Source organism: Virgibacillus necropolis (assembly GCF_002224365.1).
Classification (GTDB): Bacteria; Bacillota; Bacilli; order Bacillales; family Amphibacillaceae; genus Virgibacillus_F; species Virgibacillus_F necropolis.
The window spans coordinates 2988538-3005124 of the sequence record NZ_CP022437.1 but is presented as its reverse complement, the minus strand read 5'-3'; the positions used below and the strand labels follow the sequence as shown (position 1 = coordinate 3005124).

Genomic DNA, 16587 nt, shown 5'->3' with positions numbered 1-16587 from the left:
CTAGTAACATAATCAGAAAAGGGGTTTTCATACATGCGTTGGGTAGTTCTCGTTCTCTTGTTCTTTGGAATGATCATTAACTTTGCAGATAAGTCTATCATCGGTCTAGCTGCTGTCCCCATTATGGCTGATTTAAATCTATCATACGTAGACTGGGGCATTGTCGGAAGTAGCTATTACTGGCTTTATCCTGTGACAGGTATTATTGGTGCTATGTTTGCCGATCGATTCGGTGCGAAAAAAATACTTGGGTCTGTCATGCTTGTTTGGGCGGTTTTACAATTTGGTGTACTGGTGATTACAGCCTTACCGCTGCTAATAGTTTATCGGGTTTTACTAGGAGCTTTTGAAGGTCCCTTTAGTCCTGTTGCATACAGCCATGCAAATAAATGGTTCCCTCCAAAACTCCGAGGATTTGCGAATGCTGTAGTTGTATCAGGAGCTACGGTTGGTGCAATGGTTGTTGCACCTCTTCTCGTTGCCTTAATTAGCATTTTTGGCTGGAAAGTGGCATTTGCATGTTTAGGTGCAGCAAGTATTGTCTGGGCGATTGGTTTTCAGTTTTTGACAAAGGAAAGCCCATTGAAAGCGTATGAGAAAGTACAGAAGGAAAAGAAAGCTAAATTAGAAAAACTTAATCCCAAGGACTTTGGAAAGTTACTTGCTTCACCTACAGCATTATTTACAACACTTGCTTATTTCTCGACCTACTTTTTAGTTGTATGGATTGCTGTTTGGTTACCTGTTTATCTCGTCGAAGTTATCGGTATGTCTGCGGCTGAAATGGGTTTTGGTGTTATGATAATTGGAATCGCTTCCATGGCTATTTATGTAGGGACTTCCTCGTTATCAGATAATATCTTTAAGAAGACTCAAAATTGGCGTCTATCGAGGGTCTATGTCGTAGGGGGATCTATGGCAATTGGTGCACTGTGCATGGCTTCTATTACCATTTTTCAAAATCCAATTTGGGTTATAGCTGCAATGTGTATTGCAAAAGGATTAACGTATACCATTTTGCCAATTGGTCCAACGATTATGATCAATGAACTTCCTGAGCGGGGTAGTTTAATGACCAGTATTTTAACATCATCAGGTAATATTGCTGGAATTATAGCACCTTTAGTTACCGGATTTTTAATCGGGCTTTCAGGCTCCGATAAGATATTGGGCTATAATTACTCTATTTTGTTCATGGCAGCACTCGTTTTAATTTTTGCTATTTTGTTTACTTTATTGGTGAAACCAAATGCTTCCAACAAAGTAGTAGTAGAAGATGTGAAAAATATCCAATGATAAACGACTGATATTAGGAGGGGATTATTTTTGCAAGAATTACAAAGTCGTCCTTGGCATAAGTATTATCTCGATCAATCACATCAGTTAGAGTTTCCGGAGACTTCACTTTACGAGGTTTTAACAAAGTCCGCAAAAAAGTATGGTGAACACACGGCAATTACTTTTGCGGGTGAAAAGATAACGTACAATGAACTAAAAGACCGTACAGATCGATTGGCAGGCAGCTGGAAAGAGATGGCATTTACTAAGGGAGAACGGATTGGTCTAATGCTGGGCAATCATCCCGATTATATTGTGTCTTATTATGCAGCACACGCTTTAGGCTTAATTGTTGTACAACTCAATCCTTCCTACACAACAAGTGAATTGCTTCAAATTTTAAATGATGCAGATATCGACTATATGGTGGCAGATACTGTTTCATTAAAAACAGTTCATGAAATTGATACGTTATATTCGTTTAAACAAATTATGGTTTCTCAACTAGATAAATCTGAAACAAACCGTCACTTTTGTTACCTTGATGATTTAATGCAGTCAGACATGGTACTTGATTCGGCCGTTTCTATTGACCCGAAGGAAGATGTGGCTGTTATCCAGTATACCGGTGGTACAACAGGGAAAATAAAAGGAGCCATGTTGACTCAACGAAATCTAATTACGAATGTATTGCAAAGTTACACCATGTACAGACAAAAAGTTATTCCCGGCAAAGAAACAATCCTAACCGCTACACCGTTATATCACGTTTATGCCATGACTAGTGCGATGAATTTAGGTATATACATGGGAGCCAATATATTATTAATTGCAAAATTTAATGTTGAAAAAGTAATGAAAATAATAAAAGAACACCAGCCTACTTTCTTCCCGGGTGTACCAAAAATGTATATATCATTTGCAAATTATCCAAATGCAGAGTCATATGGTCTAGACTGTTTCAAAGTTTGCTCGTCAGGATCAGCACCTTTACCTATTGAGGTAATTAGAAAGTTTGAAGCTATATCAAGTGCAGAAATTCTAGAAGGGTTTGGTATGTCGGAAACCTCACCAACGACTCACCGGACACCGATTAATGGCGAAAGAAAAGTTGGAAGCATTGGAATCCCTGTTCCTGGGACTGACTGCCGTATTATTGACCAAGATCACCATGTTCTTGAAACAAATTCAGTAGGAGAACTATTAATTAAAGGGCCACAAATTATGAAAGGCTATTGGAATAACGTAAAAGAAACAAACCATGTACTGCAGAACGACTGGATGCACACAGGTGATTTGGCTACGATGGATGAAGATGGCTACTTCTATATTGTAGGAAGAAAAAAAGAAATGATTATTAATGGCGGTTTTAATATTTATCCACAAGAAGTTGAAAGCGTTTTATATGAACACCCTGATGTGGAGGAATGTGCTGTTGTGGGAATACCTGATTCACAAATAGGGGAATTAGTAAAGGCATATGTCGTCCCTAAGAATGGGCATACCATTGATCTTGAAGAGTTAAAGGGCCATTGTTACCGTAGTTTAACCAGATACAAGGTTCCCAAGCAATTCAAGATTATGGATGTCTTGCCGAGAAATACAGTAGGGAAACTTTTAAAGCGGAAATTGGCGGAAGACGAAAAAGGTGGAAAAGGTTGATTTTGGGCATGAAAAGGGAAAAGGATTTTATCAATATAGTTAAAATAATTTATGGTGGAACATCGGAAATTCAAAAAAAGAGTATAGCTAAATGCAGGGATATGGAGGATGGTACATATGAAAGAGAGTATTGTTATTGTTAGTGCTGTTCGGACACCAATTGGCGCTTATGGAGGCTCACTAAAAGGAGTAAGCTCTGGTCATTTAGCATCGCTTACGATTGAGGAAGCAATAAATCGTGCTGGCATATCGCCAGAACAAGTGGATGAAGCAATTATGGGTGAAGTTCGCCAAACTACGGAATCATCAAATATCGGAAGAGTTGCTGCATTACGAGCAGGAATTCCAGAATCATCCCCTGCATACACAGTCAATCGGTTATGTGCCTCTGGAATGCAGGCAATAGCTTCAGGCGTTCAGCAGATTTTCTTTGATCAAGCCGAAATTGTAGTCGCAGGTGGCACGGAAAGTATGAGTCGTTCGCCTATTTACCTTAGAAATTCACGATTTGGGGGCGATAAAACGACTTTAGTTGACTCAAATGTAGAAGCTGGACAGCAACCTAAGGAAATGTACGGAAAAAATTTAGGAATGGGGATGACTGCCGAAAACGTTGCGGAAAGGTATCAAGTTTCAAGAGAAGGTCAGGATGCTTTTGCAATAGAAAGCCAGCGACGAGCATATGAGGCAATTAATGAGGGAAGATTCAAGAATGAAATTGTTCCTGTCCAAGTAACAGAAAGGAAGAAAACTTTCTCTGTTGATTCTGATGAACATCCTCGTCCAGAAACAACCATAGAAAAATTAGCAAAATTACGACCTGCATTCAAGGAAAATGGAACAGTCACTGCTGGAAATACATGCGGGCGCAATGATGGTGCCGCGTCTTTAGTAATTATGAAGGAATCAAAAGCAAAAGCATTAGGACTCAAGCCTCTCGCACGTATTATTGACTGGGCAACAGCTGGTGTCGCGCCACAAGTGATGGGAATTGGTCCTGTTCCAGCTGTTAATAAGCTGCTAAAAAGAACATCGAAACAAATGGAAGATGTGGATTTAATTGAATTAAATGAAGCATTTGCGTCCCAATCGTTGGCGGTTATACGCGAACTTTCGCTTAATCCAGAAAAGGTGAACGTTAATGGTGGAGCGATAGCGCTCGGACATCCTGTTGGTGCAAGTGGTGCTAGAATCGTTACTACCCTTTTACATGAGTTGATAAGAAGGAAAGAGCATTTGGGTATAGCTACCTTATGTGCTGGTGGAGGACAAGGAATGGCCATGATGATTGAGCGCTTGTAAAAATATTTACAGTACACTTAGTAAAGCTGGGAAGGAGCAAATCACTCGTGGATAATTCTGAAGCTAACAAGGATCACTCTTCTTTTTTTGAACATATTGGTTATGCAAAGCACAAAAGTGAACAAGGCGACGTTGTTATAGGACTAAATATGAATGAAAACCTATTAGTTGGAGATGGAACGATCCCTTCCGGTGTATTTGCAAGCATGATTGACATCGTTATTGGCTCAACTATTGCCTCTATTGGTATACCTACAACTACAGTGAATTTGAACTTCACGTATTTTGATTTAACGAATAAGGGACCATACACGGCATTTGCTTCTATCACTTATAGAGACGGGAAAATGTTCACTGGTGAAGGGTACGTCATTGATAAAAGTAAGAATACAGTAGCGAAGGGCATCGGAACTTTTAAAGCAATTTCTACAAGTAGGCCAAATTTTTAATGAAGATAATCAGGAAGGAGCGATTGATTTGCCTAAGCTAATAGATGAAGTACGTGAAAGCTTTGAAGCAAGTCCAATCTTTTCTCATATTGGATTTGAAATCATTCGTTTTCAAGAAGGCAATGTTCTTCTCAAACTCCCAATTATACAGCAGCTCTTAAATGTAAATGGAACTCTGCATGGAGGGGTTCATGCGACAATGCTGGACATGGTCTTGGGGATGGCTATCAGGTCAACAACCAAAACACGCTGTGCAACGATGAACCTAAACGTCAATTATCTTACTCCGATTAAAAATGGTGATGTATTTGCCAATGGTAGAATTATACAACAAGGATATCGAACGGTAACTGCGGAGGGTGAACTACTTAGTGCAGGCGGGGATATGATAGCTAAAGGAGTTGGAACGTATAAATTGATAAGAGACGTTTAATTATTTCTAGACAATAATAAGTATAAAATGGAGGAATTATTTATGACAGGTAGATTTGAAGGTCAAGTAGCGTTCGTAACAGGTGGTAGTCGTGGAATAGGTAGAGGAATTATTCAAAGCTTTGCTGAAGAAGGAGCAAAGGTAGCGATTATTGATATAAATGAAGAAGCTCTAGGTGAGGCAGCGGAGGAATTAAAAGCTCAAGGTTATGAAGTATATACGAAAGTTGCTAATGTGGTTCATGCAGAAGAAGTAGAGGCAGCCATGGAAGAAGTTGTTAAAACATTTGGGTCTCTCGATGTCCTTGTTAATAATGCTGGCATTCTTCGTGATAACCTATTATTTAAAATGACGGATAGTGACTGGCAGCAAGTAATGGACGTCCATTTAAAAGGTTCATTTAATGCTGCACGTGCTGCCCAGAAACATATGGTAAACAATAAATACGGACGAATCATTAACATCTCATCAACGTCTGCTTTAGGTAATCGTGGGCAAGCAAACTATGCAACTGCTAAAGCGGGATTACAAGGTTTAACAAAAACGCTTGCCATTGAACTCGGTAAATTTGGTATCACCGTAAATGCTGTTGCCCCAGGGTTCATTGAGACGGAAATGACAAAAATAACGGCCCAAAGAATTGGCATTACATTTGATGAACTAGTAAAAGCAAGTGTAAAAAATATCCCTGTTAATAGGAGTGGAAAACCAGCAGACATTGCAAATGCTGTTGCCTTTTTCGCAGATGAGCGATCCTCATTCGTTAATGGTCAAGTAATCTATGTAGCTGGAGGACCAAAAGATTAAATCTTACTTAGTAGTAGAAGGAGATGTATAAGTATGTTGACCGAATCAATTGGAAAACGCTCCGATAAGGTTAAAAATATAGTTGAAAGAGGCTTGGTGAAAAAGTTTGCTGAATCGATTGGCGATTCACATCCTATTTTTATAGATGAAGAGTTTGGAAGAAAGTCAAGGTATGGCATTAATATTGCACCGCCAACCTTTCCTAGGGTCTTTGATTATGGAGAGGTTGATGGACTAGAACTCCCAAATAAAGGGCTCATTCACGGGGAGCAAACCTATCATTATGAGAGACCATTAATGGTAGGTGAAGAGATTTATTGTTATACCGAAGTGAAGGATTATTATGAGAAAAAAGGAATGGGATTTTTCGTATTAAATAGATGTGGCGAAGACCCTAAAGGAGAAACTATCTTTTCGTCAGAGCAGGTTATCATTATAACGGAAGCTGTAAGGAAGGTGATGAAGCTTTGAAAAGTTTAACAGATTTACAAAATGGCGAATCACTTGAAGATGTAATACTTGAACCTGTATCTAGACTTGATTTGATTAAATATGCAGGCGCATCAGGAGATTATAACCCTATTCACACAATCGATGACGAAGCGAAGAAAACGGGATTACCGGGAATTATAGCGCACGGGATGTGGACGATGGGAAACTTGGCGAAACTTTTCACTCCTTATTATGAAGACGGTTTTATTCAAGATTATACAATCCGATTTAAAGGAATGGTTTTTCTAAACGATGTCCTTACACTAAAAGCAATCGTGCAGGATGTAAGGGAAACACATATGGATTTTAAAGTGTATGCTATCAATCAAGATGGAAAAGAAGTTATCAAAGGGAAAGTAAAATTTTTAACATATAAATAGCCTGCATCGATGTATAACATTAAAACAAACATGTTACGTTCTTCTTCAGACGAAACGGAACGAATCTGAAGAAGAACTTACTAATCATTATATTCAAATGATACCACTCATCAAAATAAACGTAAGATTTTTCTAAAAGCATAAAAATAGATAGATTTAAGAAAAAGGGGTTTTTAATATGAAGTTTAAATCACTTTTAGTAGAAAGAAAAGAGAGCACATACATAATCCGATTGAATGAGCCCAACAAACGCAACGCCTTAGTTATGGAGATGAGGATAGAGCTAAATGAGGCATTGGAGCAAGCAGAACAAGATGAGAAGGTCAAATGCATTATTCTAACAGGAGAAGGGAAAGCATTTTCAGCTGGAGGTGATCTTTCAGCATTACAAGGGATGAAGCCACTTGAAGGTAGACGGAGATTACAAGCTTCGCACCCCTTAATTATGAAGATGCTAGAAGTTGAGAAGCCAATTATTGCTGCTGTCAACGGAGCAGCTGCTGGAGCAGGATTTAGTCTTACATTACTTTGTGATTTAATTGTCGCCTCTGATCAAGCATTTTTTGTACAAAGCTTTGTTAATGTTGGCTTAATTCCAGATTTCGCGGCGATGCACTTTCTTCCAGCTTTAATAGGTACTCAACAAGCAAAAGAGTTGATGTTTTTGGGTGACCGAATTTCTGCAAATGAGGCTAAACAGTTGGGAATTGTTAATCGCATTGTGCCTGCCAATGAATTGTTGGAAGAAACAATGGTAATTGCAGAAAGATTAACAAAAAAGTCTCCTATTTCTATTGGTATGACAAAGAAAATAATGAATCAGCATTTAAATCGTAATTTGAAAACTTTATTAGAATTGGAAGCACAAGGTCAAGATATCTGTTTTCAAACAGAGGATTTTACAGAAGGTGTGAAAGCTTTTTTTGAAAAAAGAGAGCCAAACTTTAAAGGAAGATAGAAGGAGGATCAGAAAAACCGAGTAACGAAGAGATTCGCCATTTATCATTTGGTGACTTTTTGAACATCCTCTATAAATATATAAAGAGGGAGTATCAAAAAAGGAGTAGTAGGAGGGGTATCTTATGGATAGAATTGTTCAATTATTAAATGGATCAATAGATGAACTAGATAAGCTTGAAGAAGAAATTAGACAGATTAATGAAGATGAGTTTGATCAACTATCATCTTCTTACCCATTTAATGAGTATTTTCATGAAGTAGTATCGGGATTGAAGAAATGGAAAAATGATATCGAAAATACTTGATGTGGGGTAAATTCCAGAATAAGAGACTTTATTTATATTTTTATAGGACAGTGAAGTGATTTTTTATGAAATTCAAAAACAGAATAGTTGTTGTAACAGACGGGGTAGTGGATTGCTAAAGTAACTACCTTTTTAAATCGTCACCTAGCCTTAGTTAGGTGTTTTTTACCCATCCAATTCTTGTTAAAATAAATAGATGACAGCCACAAAGCAGATACTTACTTTTATAAAAAACTTCATTGCGCACCCCCATTGAAAATATGCTCTCTTCAACTTAATAGTAGTACACAATAGTTAAGAGAGTGTTAAAACCAAGTAAACTTTGAGTTAGTTTTGAAATACAATCGCGATAGTATTTCGATTTATAATAATCTCCTTATATATTAGTGGGACAAAAGTCACGCTTCCTAGATTGACTATGATTTCATTCTCTGATTTAATTAAGTTAATATCAAATTGTGTCTACATGTCGTTATAGGAGGTTATCAATGAGCTTGGAATTTGATGGTCCAGTGCCATTACATGTTCAGTTGAAACAAATATTAAGAGATGAAATTATGAATGGCTATTACAAAAAGAAAATCCCGAGTGAACGGGAGTTGATGGAACATTACTCGGTTAGCAGGACAACTGTGCGAATGGCTGTATCAATGCTTGTACATGAGGGTATTTTAGAAAAAAGCCATGGGAAAGGGACGTTTATATCTAATGTTCCAGTACAAGATTGGCTAGGGTCATTTAGTAGTTTTACAGAAACGGTAAAAAATATGGGAATGAAGCCGGGTTCTAAATTACTTTATTACGGTAAAAAATCAATTCCAGAAAAAATAAAACAAGTCCTCGAAGTTGAGGAATTTTATTTAATTGAAAGACTAAGGTTTGCGGATGACATCCCAATGGCTATAGAAAAACATTACTACTCCACTGAAATTGGAAATGAACTTGAAAAATATGATTTAGATTCGGCAGTTTTATATGATGTGCTTGAATCCTCACTTGGGATTAATTTGTGGAAAGCAAAGCAATCCATAACAAGTGGTCAAGCTATAGAGCAGGACTCAAAATGCCTAGATATCCCTGAATCATCAAGTGTTTTACTTAGTGAACGTTTAATATACGATCCAAACGGTAAACCAATAGAATTTCTAAAAAGTATATTTAGACCGGATATGTATTCGTTTAATATTGAAATGATGCGAACAAGAGAATGACTTTTGGTTAAGTGAAAACAAGTTGCCCCTTAGCTAGGGAATGCTTGTTTTTTAACCATCTTAACAGAAAACTGAAAATTGTATTTAGCAAAATATATTGACATTTTTAAAATGATATGATTAAATTGCTTTAAACAACTGGTAGTAACAAGTAGTTACATACTGAAATGTACTGTCATGTAGATGTTAGGGATCAAAAGTAATTCTAAGGAGGGTTTCCAATGGCTACTCTGTCTTTACCAAATCAAATTGAAATAGGCGCAGGTTGTATAAATCAACTCGGGAAAATAATTTCTGCAAGCGGCGCATCAAAGCCTTTAATCATTATGGATGCATTTCTTGCACAAGCCCCAGTAAGTCTTCAGGAAAAGGTTCAAAGGATACTACAACAGGAACAGTTGGAATTTGAATTATTCAGTGATTATGCTGGGGAGCCAACAGTTGACCATGTTCAAGCTGCACTTCATAGTTTAGCAAGCTCGCATGCTGACTGTGTGGTCGCTATAGGTGGAGGTAGTGCAATTGATATATCTAAAGCTGTTTCACTGTTCGGATTAAATCCTGAAATGAAATGGTCGAACATAGTGTCCCAATCACGTTTAAAGCGATTGCCGTTAATAGCAATTCCAACAACGGCTGGCACTGGTTCGGAAGCAACAGGGATTATGGTAATCACGGATATTAAAGCGGGTGTAAAAATGAATCCTGGTCATCCACATTTAATTCCGGATACTGCAATATTAGATCCTGAATTAACGGTTAGTTTACCACAGCATTTCACTGCTTTTACTGGACTAGATGCCTTAACACACGCAATTGAAGCCTATGTGTCTAATCGTTCTTCTGCAATGACAGATTTATATGCTTTAAAGGCTATTCGAATGATAGGGGAGGCCCTCCCTAAAGTATATGAAGATGGCTCGAATGTGAAAGAAAGAGAAAATATGATTTTGGCAAGTTGCTATGCAGGGATTGCATTTTTCAATTCCTCAACAAATTTAGCACATGCTGCAGGACGAGCATTAGGAACCCGTTTCCATATACCTCATGGCTTGAGTGTAGCCCTTTTATTGCCTTACGTTATGCAATTCGGCATTAAGGATGCAGAAGATCGTTATCAAGAAATCGCTATTGCTTTGGGCGAGGATTCTTCTAAAGAGCCAAGTGAACTTGCACAATCATCAATAGATTTTATCGAAAATTTTAATGAACAGTTTGGGATTTGGGATGCTGCACAAAAGTATATAAAAAATATAGATTTGCTTAGTGAATCAATGCCTATTCTTATAGAAGACGCTTTATCTGGAAACGGGATAACAACAAACAGGAAAGTCCCTTCATATTCTGACATTGAAAAAATATTTGTCTCTCTCTCTGACAGAATATCTAAAGTAAAGATTAACGATTAAGTAGTTTTTATCAAAAAATACTGGAGGTAATTATTATGACAAAAGTTGAAAGCGCTTTAACTAAACAAAAAATAAAGATGACACCGAGTGAGGCGATTGTTGAGACACTTGTTGCTGAAGGAGTCGACCATATTACCGGTATATTAGGATCGGCTTTTATGGATATGTTGGATTTACTACCAACCGCTGGTATTGAATTTATTCCTGTACGTCACGAACAAAGTGCTGCACATATGGAGGATGCTTATTGTCGCGTCACGGGAAAAGCAGGTGTAGTTATTGGTCAAAATGGACCAGGAATTACTAATATGGTGACTTCTGTTGCGGCCGCAAACATGGCACATACACCTATGGTTGTCATATCCCCATCCGCTGGAACACCATCAATTGGTTGGGACGGATTTCAAGAATGTGATCAAGTATCTGTATTTGAATCGATTACCAAATCTACTGTAAGAGTACCTCATCCAGATCGAGTGGCAGATTGTTTACGAACTGCATTTCGAATTGCATATGCTGAACGAGGCCCAGTTCTTTTTGATATACCACGTGATTATTTTTATGGTGAAATTGAGGATTACATTCTTCAACCGCATGAATACCGTATAGATTCACGAGGAGCTGGCTCAACGGAACAATTAGAAAAGGCTGCTGAATTATTAGCACACGCAAAAAATCCAGTAATTATTTCCGGTAGAGGCGCAGTGGATGCTAATGGAATAGAATCTGTTATAGAAATAGCTGAACATTTGACTGCACCTGTTGCAAACTCTTATATGCATAATGACTCGTTTCCAGCAGATCATCCTTTAGCTGTGGGGCCAATAGGTTACATGGGATCAAAGGCGGCGATGAACACAATGAAAAATGCGGATGTTCTGTTAGCCATTGGTACAAGGCTCTCTGTATTTGGTACATTACCTTGTTATGATATTGATTATTTCCCGAAGAACGCTAAAATTATCCAGATTGATATCAATCCTGGTAATATAGCACGAACACATCCAGTTGAAGTAGGAGTCATTGGGGATGCAAAGGAAGCTAGTCAGGAAATTTTTAAACGCCTAAAAACGAAAAAACCAGAGTTGCAAACTGATAAGAACCGTTTATCCGTGATTGCAAATGAAAAAGAAAATTGGGATGAAGAACTTACCTCCCTTGCAATGGAAGAGGGAAGTCCTATAAATCCTCGCCGCGCTTTGTTGGAATTGGCACGAGTACTTCCAGATAATGCAATCGTTACAAGTGATATTGGAAACGTTTCATCTACAGCTAACGCTTATATGAAATTTAACCAAAGCCGTAAACATATTGCAGCATTAACATTTGGTAATTGTGGTTTTGCTTATCCTGCCGCAATGGGCGCAAAAATAGCAGCTCCAGATTGTCCTGTTGTTGCCATTGTGGGTGATGGTGCATGGGGAATGAGCTTACACGAGGTAAGTACGGCAGTCGAACAAAAGCTTCCAGTTATTGCCTGTGTTTTTAATAACGGTGCTTGGTCCGCTGAAAAGAAAAACCAAGTAGATTTCTACAACAATCGGTTCGTGGGTTCTGATATAGAAGGCCCTGACTTTGCAGAGGTTGCGAAATCTATGGGTGCAAATGGAATTCTTGTCGAACGACCAGAAGATCTAAAAGAGGCATTCGAAACAGCTCTTAAATCCGATTTACCCACAGTTTTAAACATTCAAGTGGATGGTACTCAACTCGCTCCACCTTTTAGAAAGGATGCACTAAAGCAACCAGTCCGTTTAATGAACAAATATGCCCATCTAGATCATCGTAATTGGTAAAAAGGATCTCAAGAAGCTTAAAATTAAGCTTCTTGAGTTTTAAATGAGTAAAGTTAGTTCAATTAAATCTAGTTATTAATTGTAAATAAATGATAACGCTTTCATTGGTTTAAGGAAATCTCATTAGGAATACTTACTAACTAATTTTAAAATAAGGTGGAGGATTTATGAATAATACTGAGGGAAAAATGCTTAGACGTGTTGTGGCCTCAAGTTTAATTGGATCAACAATTGAATGGTATGACTTTTTTCTTTACGGTGTTGTAGCTGGTATAGTGTTCAGCCATGTATATTTTCCTACAGGAGATCCCGTAGTCTCAACAATGCTCGCATTTGGAACCTTCGCCGCTGGCTTTGTTGTTAGGCCTGTAGGTGGTATCATTTTTGGGCATTTTGGAGATAAAATCGGGCGTAAAAGCATGCTGATTTTAAGCTTGACAATTATGGGGATTAGCACAACATTGGTTGCCTTTTTACCGACATATGGAGATATAGGAATTGTGGCACCGATTTGCTTGTTGGTTTTGCGTATGATTCAAGGCCTTGCTTTAGGAGGAGAGTGGGGAGGAGCTGTACTCATGACTTACGAACATGCTCCTAATTCCAAAAGAGGGTTATATGCTAGCCTGCCACAAATAGGACTATCTATCGGTCTTTTATTAGCTTCAGGAGTCGTAGGATTACTATCACTTATGTTATCGAACGATCAGTTTCTTATTTGGGGATGGCGCGTAGCTTTTGGTATAAGTGCTATATTGGTATTTTTGGGTTTGTGGATCAGACTAAATGTTGATGAAAGCCCTGAATTCAAAGATGTTCAAAACAAAAAAGAGGAATCTAGTATTCCTTTTAAAGAGATGTGGCGAGGAAATACCGGAAACATCATTGCTGGTATGGGTGCGCGGTATATTGATGGAGTTTTCTTTAATATTATGGGTGTATTCTCAATCACTTATCTCACACAAACAATGGATCTCTCCCGCAATGTTGCTTTATTAGGAGTATCTGCAGCGGCTTTTGTTATGTGTTTCTTTATTCCTTTATTCGGTTATATTTCAGATCGCGTTGGAAGAACTCGGACGTATTGGTACGCGAGCCTGATTACTGGCTTTTCAGCACTGCCTGCTTTTTGGTTAATGTCAGATAGCGGAAGTAGCAACATGGTAATCTGGTTATCCATCATCATCCCTTTTGGAATTTTCTATGCTGCCGTCTATGGTCCTGAGGCTGCGCTGTTCGCTGAATTATTTGATGCAAAAGTGAGGTACACAGGGATATCGTTTGTGTATCAATTTTCGGGAATTTTTGCTAGCGGATTGACACCCCTCATTGCGACGTATTTACTTAGTTTAAACGAAGGCTTCCCTACTTTTCTTGTTTTGTACGTTATCTTTGCGGGAATTGTTAGTGCTTTCTCAGCACGGTGGATTTCTTTAAATAAAACTCGGTCAAATCAGGTGGAGAGTACTACTAATAAAGTTGGATAATAATCATAAATATACAATTTAAATAAAGCAACGATAATAACGGCTAATAGTTGAAAAGCTACTAATCTTGGTTTAAAGATAGTAGCTTTTTATTTTTTACAGCCAAAGGGATCATTATATAAATGTCTTGACATGGTTTCTATACTAATTGCAACTTCTTAGGAAATGAGGTCAATACTTCGACTTCTCCTTCTTCATTTATATAAACTTCATCCTCAATGCGAACCCCGCCATATTCAGGTATATAAATACCGGGTTCAATTGTAAACATTAATCCTTTTTCAGCTATTTGGTGATTATTCTCGTGAATGGAGGGTGCTTCATGAACTTCAATTCCCAGTCCATGCCCGACACGGTTGTTGAAATAATCACCATATCCATGTTCATCGATAACATTTCGAGCTGCTATGTCAAATGTTTTGATAGGCACACCTGTCTTCACGGAATTAATTCCTGCTTCATTAGCTTGTAAAACGATGTCATATATCTCTTTTTGTTTATCAGTTGCCTCACCTACAATAAATGTTCTTGTAGTGTCAGAGCAGTATCCATCCTTTATAACGCCCATATCAATTAAGAGGAAATCGCCTTTTTTAAACTTACGATTACCAGGTACTCCATGTGGTAAGGCGGCCTTTTCGCCTGATAATACAATGGTGGAAAAGGAAGGGCCATCAGCGCCAAGTTTTCGCATTAAATATTCTAATTCAGCTGTTAATTCTAGTTCAGTCATTCCAATCTCTACTTTTTTAATTCCTTCAGCTAATACTCTTTCAATAATGTCAACAGCATTTCTTAAATATTCTACTTCAGATTTGGATTTTTTCATACGTTGTACAGTTATGAAATGCTGGATATCTTCATAAGACGTTTTCGGAAAGACTGATAATAAATTATTGTGCTGGAACATACTAATTGCTTTCATTTCAAGTCCAAAACACACGATGTTTTCTCCAAGCTTATTTTTAAGTTTCGAAAAAGGAATCTCCTCATCGGAAATCGGAATAATAGTTTTAACATAAGATTCACTGGCAGCCAGTTCCTCATCTAATGCTGGAACAAACAAGGTAAACTCTTGTGTGCGATTGTCCACAATTAAAGCCATGAATCGTTCATGGGGATCCGAATTAAAGCCAGTGTAATAGAACACATTTGCAGGTGAGGTAACCATAGCTACATCAATGTTTTGTTCTTTTAAGTAATCTTGTAGTGTGTTTAATCTGTTTTGATATTCGTCATTCATAAAATAAACCTCCATTTTTTAATTCTATTTACATTATAATAGTAAGCAAGTTTCATGCCAAAGTTATTGTTTGGAAATTTAATTGTGGCATCTTACTTGCGTTACTAGTCTAATCTCATATAATGTTGTTTTCTAGGCTTAAAGACTTTATAAGAATGGTGATATGTAATGGGTATTAATGATGTTATTGTTTTAATTGTAGTTGGATTTCTATGTTTAGGCGCAATTGATAAATGTTTCGGAAACAAACTGGGTTTTGGTGATCGATTTACAGATGGTTTTAAAACAATGGGTTCGCTAACACTGGCAATGGTTGGAATTATATCATTAGCGCCGGTTCTTGCTAGTTTTCTAACTCCAATAATTGCTCCTGTTTATGGGTTGGTTGGGGCAGATCCTGCAGCATTTGCGAATACAATTTTAGCGATAGATATGGGTGGACATGCATTAGCACAGGAAATGGCCGAAAGCCCTGATGCGGCATTATTTTCATGGGTATTTTTAGGAACAATGATGGGTCCTACCATCGTTTTTACCATTCCGGTGGCATTAGGTATTATTGAGAAAGAAGATCACGAATATTTTGCTAAAGGTGTTCTCTTGGGATTAATTACGATACCTCTTGGCTGTCTAGTAGGTGGACTAGTTGCTAATTTAAATGTAATGATGATAGTTAGAAATCTATTACCAACGATGCTGTTTTCCATTTTAATCGCGATTGGATTATGGAAAAAACCAGCAAAAATGATTGTTGGGTTTTCGGTTTTTGGGAGATTTATAGAAATAGTAGCTATTATTGGATTAACAGCAATAATTATTGAAACATTAACCGGGATTATAGTTATACCGAACCTGTCTCCATTGAGCGAAGGCATACAAGTTGTTGGAATGATCGCCGTTTTTCTCGCTGGTGCATTTCCAATGGTTATGTTTATTTCAACGGCATTAAAAAAACCCTTGGGTAAAATGGGTTCTAAGCTCGGGATTAGCGAGACCTCTACTACAGGTTTAGTAGCATCACTTGCACATAATATTCCGATGCTTACCTTACTAAAGCATATGGAGCCAAGAGGAAAAGTAATCAATGTAGCTTTTGCCGTGAGTGGAGCTTTTGTATTTGGAGGTCATTTAGGTTTTGTAGCAGGTATTAACAAAGAAGTAGTTTTTGCTATGATAGTTGGAAAACTAGTAGGTGGGATAAGTGCTGTTATTTTGGCGATTATTACCTTTCCTAAATCTAAAGAAAATGTATAGGCAGATTCAATCTCTAGCGCTGGCATATAAAGTATCATTAACTTTTAAGAATATTTTTCTTTTTAGAAAAAAACATAGACAAATGATCCTTTGAGATGATATATTATTAAGAATTTAGT

General features: G+C 37.6%; 16 protein-coding genes. 15 read left to right on the top strand and 1 reads right to left on the bottom strand.

The window, feature by feature from the left end:
* Nucleotides 1-33 precede the first annotated feature (33 nt).
* The 14 genes from CFK40_RS14355 to CFK40_RS14290 all read left to right on the top strand — a co-directional run bounded on the left by CFK40_RS14355 (nt 34) and on the right by CFK40_RS14290 (nt 13971).
* The gene (locus CFK40_RS14355; protein ID WP_089532996.1) at nt 34-1296 is read left to right on the top strand and encodes an MFS transporter; all 1263 of its coding nucleotides are present in this window, start codon (nt 34-36) and stop codon (nt 1294-1296) included.
* A 30-nt stretch (nt 1297-1326) separates the two neighbouring features.
* The gene (locus CFK40_RS14350) at nt 1327-2940 is read left to right on the top strand and encodes a long-chain-fatty-acid--CoA ligase (RefSeq protein ID WP_089532994.1); all 1614 of its coding nucleotides are present in this window, start codon (nt 1327-1329) and stop codon (nt 2938-2940) included.
* A 117-nt stretch (nt 2941-3057) separates the two neighbouring features.
* Nucleotides 3058-4242, top strand: a complete 1185-nt coding sequence (locus CFK40_RS14345) for a thiolase family protein (protein WP_089532992.1) — start codon at nt 3058-3060, stop codon at nt 4240-4242.
* A 47-nt stretch (nt 4243-4289) separates the two neighbouring features.
* The gene (locus CFK40_RS14340) at nt 4290-4691 is read left to right on the top strand and encodes a PaaI family thioesterase (protein ID WP_089532990.1); all 402 of its coding nucleotides are present in this window, start codon (nt 4290-4292) and stop codon (nt 4689-4691) included.
* 28 nt (nt 4692-4719) lie between these two features.
* Nucleotides 4720-5124, top strand: a complete 405-nt coding sequence (locus CFK40_RS14335) for a PaaI family thioesterase (protein ID WP_089532989.1) — start codon at nt 4720-4722, stop codon at nt 5122-5124.
* A 42-nt stretch (nt 5125-5166) separates the two neighbouring features.
* Nucleotides 5167-5931 (top strand): 3-oxoacyl-ACP reductase FabG, encoded by a 765-nt coding sequence (fabG, locus tag CFK40_RS14330; RefSeq protein ID WP_089532987.1) that lies wholly within the window; start codon nt 5167-5169, stop codon nt 5929-5931.
* A gap of 33 nt (nt 5932-5964) precedes the next feature.
* The gene (locus tag CFK40_RS14325; protein ID WP_089532985.1) at nt 5965-6402 is read left to right on the top strand and encodes a MaoC family dehydratase N-terminal domain-containing protein; all 438 of its coding nucleotides are present in this window, start codon (nt 5965-5967) and stop codon (nt 6400-6402) included.
* Nucleotides 6399-6803, top strand: coding sequence for a MaoC/PaaZ C-terminal domain-containing protein (locus tag CFK40_RS14320; RefSeq protein WP_089532983.1), 405 nt, complete (start codon nt 6399-6401; stop codon nt 6801-6803). The genes CFK40_RS14325 and CFK40_RS14320 overlap by 4 nt, the downstream gene beginning before the upstream one ends.
* 178 nt (nt 6804-6981) lie before the next feature.
* Nucleotides 6982-7761, top strand: coding sequence for an enoyl-CoA hydratase/isomerase family protein (locus CFK40_RS14315; RefSeq protein ID WP_089532981.1), 780 nt, complete (start codon nt 6982-6984; stop codon nt 7759-7761).
* Nucleotides 7762-7885: 124 nt separating this feature from the next.
* On the top strand, nt 7886-8068 hold the full coding sequence (locus tag CFK40_RS14310) for a hypothetical protein (RefSeq protein ID WP_089532980.1): 183 nt from the start codon (nt 7886-7888) through the stop codon (nt 8066-8068).
* Between the two features lie 488 nt (nt 8069-8556).
* Nucleotides 8557-9279, top strand: coding sequence for a GntR family transcriptional regulator (locus tag CFK40_RS14305; protein WP_089532978.1), 723 nt, complete (start codon nt 8557-8559; stop codon nt 9277-9279).
* A 221-nt stretch (nt 9280-9500) separates the two neighbouring features.
* Complete coding sequence (locus CFK40_RS14300) at nt 9501-10688, top strand: iron-containing alcohol dehydrogenase family protein (protein WP_089532976.1); 1188 nt, start codon at nt 9501-9503, stop codon at nt 10686-10688.
* A 35-nt stretch (nt 10689-10723) separates the two neighbouring features.
* The gene (xsc, locus tag CFK40_RS14295) at nt 10724-12484 is read left to right on the top strand and encodes a sulfoacetaldehyde acetyltransferase (protein ID WP_089532974.1); all 1761 of its coding nucleotides are present in this window, start codon (nt 10724-10726) and stop codon (nt 12482-12484) included.
* Between the two features lie 167 nt (nt 12485-12651).
* Entirely contained in the window at nt 12652-13971 is a 1320-nt protein-coding gene (locus tag CFK40_RS14290) for an MFS transporter (RefSeq protein ID WP_089532972.1), read from the top strand.
* Between the two features lie 139 nt (nt 13972-14110).
* Here CFK40_RS14290 and CFK40_RS14285 read toward each other — a convergent pair whose 3' ends face one another.
* Nucleotides 14111-15214: a M24 family metallopeptidase gene (locus tag CFK40_RS14285; RefSeq protein ID WP_089532970.1), complete on the bottom strand. Its 1104-nt coding sequence runs from the start codon at nt 15212-15214 to the stop codon at nt 14111-14113.
* Between the two features lie 168 nt (nt 15215-15382).
* On the opposite strand from CFK40_RS14285, the gene eutH reads away from it, so the two are divergent.
* Nucleotides 15383-16468 carry an ethanolamine utilization protein EutH gene (gene eutH / locus CFK40_RS14280; RefSeq protein WP_089532969.1) on the top strand — a complete coding sequence of 362 codons (1086 nt, stop codon included), beginning with the start codon at nt 15383-15385 and terminating at the stop codon, nt 16466-16468.
* Nucleotides 16469-16587: the final 119 nt, after the last annotated feature.